General features: G+C 43.7%; 8 protein-coding genes and 1 pseudogene. 8 read left to right on the top strand and 1 reads right to left on the bottom strand.

All coding sequences use genetic code 11. From position 1 onward, the window contains the following. The first annotated feature begins 156 nt into the window (after nucleotides 1-156). The 8 genes from HWQ36_RS15265 (at nucleotide 157) to HWQ36_RS15230 (ending at nucleotide 6,345) form a co-directional block, all read left to right on the top strand. Nucleotides 157-1,095, top strand: a complete 939-nt coding sequence (locus tag HWQ36_RS15265) for a glycoside hydrolase family 18 protein (RefSeq protein WP_292704207.1) — start codon at nucleotides 157-159, stop codon at nucleotides 1,093-1,095. Nucleotides 1,096-1,167: 72 nt separating this feature from the next. After that, nucleotides 1,168-1,713, top strand: coding sequence for a 3D domain-containing protein (locus HWQ36_RS15260; protein ID WP_292704205.1), 546 nt, complete (start codon nucleotides 1,168-1,170; stop codon nucleotides 1,711-1,713). 21 nt (nucleotides 1,714-1,734) lie between these two features. After that, on the top strand, nucleotides 1,735-2,562 hold the full coding sequence (locus tag HWQ36_RS15255; RefSeq protein WP_292704203.1) for a glycoside hydrolase family 19 protein: 828 nt from the start codon (nucleotides 1,735-1,737) through the stop codon (nucleotides 2,560-2,562). A 233-nt stretch (nucleotides 2,563-2,795) separates the two neighbouring features. Continuing rightward, entirely contained in the window at nucleotides 2,796-3,827 is a 1,032-nt protein-coding gene (locus HWQ36_RS15250) for a M12 family metallopeptidase (RefSeq protein WP_292704200.1), read from the top strand. 100 nt (nucleotides 3,828-3,927) lie between these two features. Continuing rightward, entirely contained in the window at nucleotides 3,928-4,617 is a 690-nt protein-coding gene (locus HWQ36_RS15245) for a CAP domain-containing protein (RefSeq protein WP_292704198.1), read from the top strand. Between the two features lie 64 nt (nucleotides 4,618-4,681). Beyond that, nucleotides 4,682-4,903, top strand: coding sequence for a hypothetical protein (locus tag HWQ36_RS15240; protein WP_292704196.1), 222 nt, complete (start codon nucleotides 4,682-4,684; stop codon nucleotides 4,901-4,903). Nucleotides 4,904-5,077: 174 nt separating this feature from the next. Continuing rightward, nucleotides 5,078-5,221, top strand: a complete 144-nt coding sequence (locus HWQ36_RS15235) for a hypothetical protein (RefSeq protein WP_292704193.1) — start codon at nucleotides 5,078-5,080, stop codon at nucleotides 5,219-5,221. A 143-nt stretch (nucleotides 5,222-5,364) separates the two neighbouring features. Then, nucleotides 5,365-6,345 carry a glycosyl hydrolase family 17 protein gene (locus tag HWQ36_RS15230; RefSeq protein ID WP_292704191.1) on the top strand — a complete coding sequence of 327 codons (981 nt, stop codon included), beginning with the start codon at nucleotides 5,365-5,367 and terminating at the stop codon, nucleotides 6,343-6,345. Nucleotides 6,346-6,482: 137 nt separating this feature from the next. Here HWQ36_RS15230 and HWQ36_RS15225 read toward each other — a convergent pair. Continuing rightward, nucleotides 6,483-7,328, bottom strand: a pseudogene (locus HWQ36_RS15225) (transposase); the annotation flags it as partial. Nucleotides 7,329-7,427: the final 99 nt, after the last annotated feature.

The following is a 7,427-nucleotide window of genomic DNA, read 5'->3' as shown; positions in this document are numbered from 1 at the left end:
GAATTAAATCTTACCCTACCTCGGATGGTGTCACTTTGTTTCCAACAAAGATTGCTGATCAGGCAAGTCCTCTTGTCAATAGGCTTTGAGACGCGCTAACCCTGCTTCCAACAACACCCAAAGTACAATGAAAAACCTTATTAAGAGAAGAAACTAATGGCTGATAACAACAAAACTCTTGTTGCCTATTTCCAGAGTTGGTCTGAAAAGTGGAGCGACGATCCCAAAAAACTGCAACTGGCTAACATAGCGCCTTATGTGAATATAGTGATTGTGTCTTTTCTAAAACCAGATGCAACCTACGAGGGTGGCAATAAACTATCAGGTACAGGGCTTGATTTCAGTGCAGACGGAGTGGTGGTAAAAGACGCGATCGCCTATCTCAAAAGCAAAAATCCTAACACAAAAGTGTTAGTGGCAGTAGGTGGAGCTACTTATCAGAATTTTGCGGCTTTGAATACTAAGGCGATCGCAGATGTGGTCAAAGATTTTGGATTTGACGGTATAGATATTGACTACGAACCGTTCAATAACGGTCAGTGTTCATCCACAAACGGTCAAGTTACCTGCACAACAGATGATGAGTATCGTCGCATTGTCAAGGAAATTCGCCAAGCACTACCCAGACCATATTTAGTCACCGTTGCAGCTTGGAGTGTTGGTGCTTATGGTGAAGGGCAATGGACAGATGCTAAACCGAAAGCTGCCCTAACAGGTTTATTGCTCAACTTGTTGCGATCGCCTGAAGCTGAGTACATTGACCAACTCAACGTCATGTCCTACGATGCAAGCCCTGAATATGACCCAAAAGTTGCCCTAACTGCTTATCAGAATTATTTCAAGGGGAACATTGTCATGGGTGTTGAAGTACCACCAGAAGGATGGGGTGGACATGTTTATACCATACCGGAAGTTCGTAATCTGGCACAGGCGGTTGTTGACTCGAACGCGGCTGGAATGATGCTATGGAGTTTACAAAAGCAGCCAGAAGAAACGCCTACTGACACCAGCCCAAACGCTCAAATGATGGCACAAGCGATATGTCAAACTTTGTCACTCGGTAATTGTGAGCAACCACTTTTTCAACTCATTTGAGAATCGCTATATGTTAAGCATCAAGGCGGATGTAGCGATTAATACTTTGAAGTATTTGTTTGGAGTTCATTTATGTCTTGTACACTCGGTAATTCATATATTGTCAAGTCGGGAGACACGCTTTTTATCATTGCCCAACAACAATTAGGTCATGGTGAACGCTGGCATGAGATTCTCAAACCAGATGGCATCCCATTTACAGACGGGGATGCTTCTAATTTGCAAGTGGGTCAAGAAATATGCATTCCAGGGTCTACTCCTTTACCTCCTCCCTCCGGGAACCAAATAAATCTAGAAGCTAGATTTTACAGTATAGAGGAAACGAATTGCCATCTACCTGCCTCCGGCGTGCATGGGGTAACATTGCAAGCAGCACTTGCAGGTCAATTGCAGTCACAATGCCAAGGTGAAAGCGTTGGACGTTTACAGTGTGCAGTAGATCCAAATGTAATTCCCCTGTTAACAAATTTTACCTTGGTGCTTTGGGATGGTAGGCAAGTTCCTGCCGCTGCTCTAGATATCGGTACGGCAATTATCGGTCAAAAGATTGACATCTTTGTTGATAGCGTTGAAGAAGCAATCAATCTAGGTGTCCAGTCTGTGACAGCAATTTTGTAATTTAATTTTTGGAGTTGATTTATGTCTTGTACAATTGGTAGTTCATATACTGTTAAGTCCGGAGACACGCTTTTTATTATTGCCCAACAACAATTAGGTGATGGCAACCGTTGGCATGAAATTAAAAAACCAGATGGCACTCCCTTAACAGACGCGGATGCGACAAATTTACAGATAGGTCAAGAAATCTGCATTCCTAACGGGTCTGTCACTCCACCACCACCCCCTCCCTCAACGGGCAATGGTTTCGCAGGTATTGTATCGCAGCAAACCTTCGAGGCTCTATTCCCAAACCGAAATGGTTTTTACTCCTACGACGGTCTAGTGACCGCCACGCAGAAATACCCAAGCTTCTGCAATGAAGGATCGGACGAACAATGCAGACGTGAGGCGGCTGCCTTCCTAGCAAATGTTGCTCAAGAGACGGGTTTTTTACAATACATTGATGAACTGAACACAGCAGTATGGGGTAGCTATTGCGATCCCACAACCTATCCGTGTGTGCAGGGTAAAACCTATCACGGTCGCGGACCGATCCAGTTATCGTGGAACTATAACTATGCTACATGTGGGGCGGCTCTTGGGATTGATCTGCTCAATAACCCTGATTTGGTCTCAACAGATAGCGCTATTTCCTTCATGACCGCCCTGTGGTTCTGGATGACATCGTGCCACAATGCTATCCGCAACTCTGGTTTCGGCATGACAATCTCCATCATCAATGGTGGCATCGAATGTGGACCGAATGCGTCCCCAGAAGGCAGACAAGAAGCCCAAAATCGAATCAATTTTTATCTGGATTTTTGCCAGAGGTTGGGAGTTTCACCGGGCGAAAATCTTTCCTGCTAAGTTGAATGGCACTAAGTTAACGGCAAACCCATTATTTATAAGGCTTCTGGGTGTCGGGTGTCGTGAGGAAGAAAAAGAAATTTATTTGTGTCTGTACCCGTATTTAGTTTTCTTGATTTTTTCCTACACCCACTCAGCCTACCCCCAACACCCTGCCCAGACGAGCTTTCACATAAGTTTTAGTGCCATTCCCTGCTAAGTCTTCAAACATATCTCTTATAGGAGTTATAACCATGTGCAACCAGATCGTTTGTTTACCCAAAATGCTACCTCGCAACCAATGGGTAGCTGCCGCTCAAATTGCAGCCAAGATCAACCCAGTCAATCATCCACCGATCGAACGCTTGATGCTACTGATGCCAGGGTTCATTCCAGAACCAGAGCATGTTGCAGTTTTAACTACAAAATACTGGGGAGCGGGTGGAGTGTATTTGACCGTAGGCTTTCTAGATGATGCTCCCGCTGATTTGAGAGGGCGCATCCTATGGCACATGAATGCTTGGAGTGCGACGGCGAATGTTCAGTTCGTGGAAACGAATACAGATCCACAAGTGCGGATTGCCCGAACACAAGGAAAGGGATATTGGTCATATCTAGGAACAGATATTCTTTCTATTTCTGGCGACCAACCGACGATGAATCTTGACTCGTTCACTATGGATACGCCCGACTCAGAGTTTTACCGAGTAGTGCGCCATGAAACTGGACACACACTAGGCTTTCCACATGAGCACATGCGGAGAGAATTAGTAGATCATATCGATCCAGATAAAGCAATTGCCTTCTTTGCACAAAACCAGGGGTGGTCCCCAGACCAGGTTCGTCAACAGGTTTTAACACCGATCGAAGAATCATCGCTGTTGGGCACTCCCCATGCCGATTCTAACTCCATCATGTGTTACCAGCTCCCTGGTTCGATTACTAAAGACGGCAACCCAATTATAGGGGGTACGGAAATTGACTCATCGGATTATGGTTTCATCGGTCAGATTTATCCCAAGCCCAGTTCTAGCAATCAGGTCATTATTTACACTGACTCTGAATATCAGGGATTTGCTCAAACATTAGACCCAGGCAAATATGACTCGGGCCAGATTCATAATGACATAATTAGTTCGCTAAAGATTCCTTCGGGGATGAAAGTTACTTTTTATAGCGATGTTAACTTTGGTGGGGAAAGCAAAACGTTTACGGCTGATACGCCTTATGTAGGTGACGACTTTAACGATAAGACTTCCTCGCTCGTCATCGAATTAGTATTGTGAGTTAACTGATTTGGAGCCTTTATCCACCCCAATCACGATATATGTCAGGGAATGGGTAATCTGATTGCGTTAAATTACAAAGGAGATTCAGAGAATTACGATGTCTATTGAAATCTTTACTGATGCTAATTTTTCTGGAAAAACGTCAGGGAATATTGATCAAGAGTTTGCCTCGCTTGGAGATACTTGGAACGACCAAATTTCCTCAATTAAGGTGTATGCTGGCACATGGGAATTTTTTGAACATACGAACTTCCAAGGAAGAAGTTTTCGGCTGACGCCAGGTGAATATGCCTCGGTTCCAAATGACTGGAATGATATAATCTCATCCTTTAAACGAGTCGAAGTCTCAACGCCTAGTGGTATGGCACAAGAGATATTGAATGCCCACAACTCGTATCGCTCAGAAGTCGGTGTTCCGCCCCTGGCTTGGTCTGATACTTTAGCAAGTCATGCTCAAGAGTGGGCAAACTATCTTGCTGCCACTCAATCGTTCAAGCATAGTGGAGCAGACGGGGAAGGAGAAAATCTTTGGATGGGCACATCAGGCAGTTTTAGCTTTACCCAAATGGTTGAGGGTTGGGGAAATGAAAAGCAGCATTTTGTGATCGGAACATTTCCAGATGTGAGTAATACTGGCAATTGGGCTGATGTTGGACACTATACTCAGGTCGTTTGGCGGAATACGACTCAAGTAGGATGCGCTGTCGCTGACGGGGGTGATGGGAATACAAGACTCGTTTGCCGCTACAGCCCCCAAGGAAACTTTGTAGGTCAACGACCGTTCTAACGTAACTTAAACAAAAACGAGAGAGATAAAAAGATTATAATGCTTAACTAGCATAGCCTTCACGTTGAAAAAAAAGTTCACAGTACGGCGCAAGGTCACTAACTCCACCGTTACACAGTCCTTTTTCCGCAACACAGGCGACGACGCGATCGCGATGTGGAACGATCCAGGTGGCGGTTTCAATACCTTCTCGTTCAACCACGTTGAAATACTAGTGTTGGAGAACAAAATCGCCATCTATGGAGGTGAATCTAACGTTGTCACCGATAATATTAATTCTCTATGAAAATGCACTTAATTTTTATTAAACGAACCGCCAAGACGAGCTAGTGCGTTGGACAGGTTTCGCGGCTTGAAGCAACTGGCGTGCCAAGAACGTTAAGGAAGAGAAGGATAATTATTTAGTGCAAGTTTACAGAGAATTGGTATAACTACGTTGCTGACCAGCAGGCTGAAGGGGGTGGTATCCACGTCGGCAACCGCTTCCCCGGAAGCAGCCCAATCAACGGCAACGCGATCATCCGTGCTGGTTCACAGAATTACTACAATAGCTGGAACTTCGGCACGGGTGCGCTGTGGTTCTACGCGCTTGATGCAGACATGACGGGCGTCATCAATAGCGAATAATAGACAAGCGAAACGAGCTTCAAAATTTACCACGAGATAGTGCTGAGTGGAATAACTTCCGCAAAGGCTTAATATAATGCGCGCTCCGCAAAAGTATATAACAACAAGTGAGGTACTATTATGTCTCAATTTCTCGGTGTCGCCTTTCAACCTTATGTCGGCCGCTGGACAGGAACACCTCCAAACGCTACAACCCCGTATTGGAACTCCTACAGCCAGCAAGATATTGTGAAGATGCTGGAGGTGATTGCATCCCGATTTAGCAAAATTAGCACCTACAGTATGGGGTGTGCTGGATACTACCCACCAGAAACGCCTTGGGATCAAGTCGATTCTAACTGTCGTGTTGCTTCTGCTGCTGCCGAGTTAAATAAGCTTCGTGGTCAAGTTGCGATTGAGGTCGCTCAAGGTATTTATCAGCAGTCGGATACAGGACTGCAACACAGAGAAATTGAAGGTGCATTTTCTGCGGCTAGTGCAGCAAATACGGTGTTTCCCAACACGGTAACTTCATTTGTTTTTACTAATGAATATGTCGTTGACGCACAAACAGCTAATGCAGTCAACGCAATGATTGTCACTAATAAGCAGAATGCTCATAACCTCAATCTCAAAGTTGGTGTGCGATCCCATACCTTCGGAAATATTGCTAATCCGAGTAGCCCATTCTACAACGAGATGAAGACACTGATTCAAAAGTGCGATTTTATTCAGTGCAATCTTTATCCTGGTTCAAACACACCTACTGCCCAAGACGGTGTAAATGGGGTAAGCGAAGCTTTCAATATGATTAAATCAGCAGTTGTTGGAGTTAACCCACAATGCGAGGTGATGATTGGTGAGACTGGTTGGCCTTCACAGGGAGTTAGTTTCAACAATACGGATAACAACGTCAATAATCTCTTGGCATACTCTGAGGCAATTGATAAGTGGGCATCACAACAAGGTGTAATTACTTACTTGTTTGAGGCAATTGACGAACCTTGGAAAAGCGACCAGAACAAGCAAGACCCCCCTTGGCAAGGACAGAATGGTGCTGAGGGACACTACGGTCTTTGGTATCTCGATGACTCTGGTGGTTATACACAGAAGCATGTCTAATAACAAGCACAAACAACAATGGAGTGTGGGATGTGGGTGAAAATGCAACTGAAAACCGTTATCAAAATTCAAAGAAGAAAATGAGTGAGGGACTTCCAAAAAATAAAATCAGCAGTAAATACAATACCTTAGCCAATTTACGAGGGTTCAATGCCTGTAGAAACGGGATGAATACGTCCTAAAGAAGTAAGCTTGGCAAAAATCTGGGTTAATAAAATAGGCTCAGGCATTTCGGGAAGCATTTTTAAAATTTCACGAACATATCGAAAACCACGATAGTGAGCCTTAAGGTCAATAATGCCGGAGTCGGGATTGTGTTGACGAAAATCTAATAGTTGATGATGGGATAAGTTGACCATAAAGAATGCTAAGTTAGCAGCATTAGTCACGGCAGTTTGGCTTAAATTCATAAAATCTTCTAATCCCCAAAACTGTTTAGCATCTCGAAAGTTAAACTCGATTTGAAAGCGCAGTCTGTAGTAGTCGATTATCTTTTCATAGGACAAATGGAGGTCACTAGAAAATAGAATTACATGACTACTAGCATTAGTTTTAATATTGGTTTTGACTAAAATAACTATATTTAGTGCTTGAGCAAATTCCTTGTGGAGTAAAGTAGTTTGATAAATATCAGTTTTGATATCCTCGTCAATGGTACTTTTACACAAATACTCATCAGATATATTAGAATAATCAATCTGATCACCGTATTTACGACGGGAGCGACGATTGGGGTCAGGGTTTTGGTAAGGTATATATAATGCAGAATCATGGCGCAACTTGGAAATTATGTGCAGGTTAACAAGACGTGCCATCTGCAAAGCATTGTTGTTTCCAAAATGACCGTCTAAAACTAAGTAAGTCAGGGGGATAAAGTTAGCTATTAACAAGACTTACTCATTAATCATCTTCTTAATTTTTAGTAGTTCAGATGTAAGAATTACTTCTGTTTTATTTTTGTTCTTACTCCCTTTTGGTCGTCCAGGGGTACAGCCGGGATACGGATACCGTTGGCGAATTCCCCAAACAGCTAAACTGAACCGATTAGTTCAGCAATGAAACGATTGAGAACCTTCTGAGCA

This window comes from Nostoc sp. NMS2 (assembly GCF_017115105.1).
Taxonomy (GTDB): Bacteria; Cyanobacteriota; Cyanobacteriia; order Cyanobacteriales; family Nostocaceae; genus Nostoc.
Note: the sequence above shows the minus strand (reverse complement) of the source record. Positions and strands in the feature narration are given on the sequence as shown.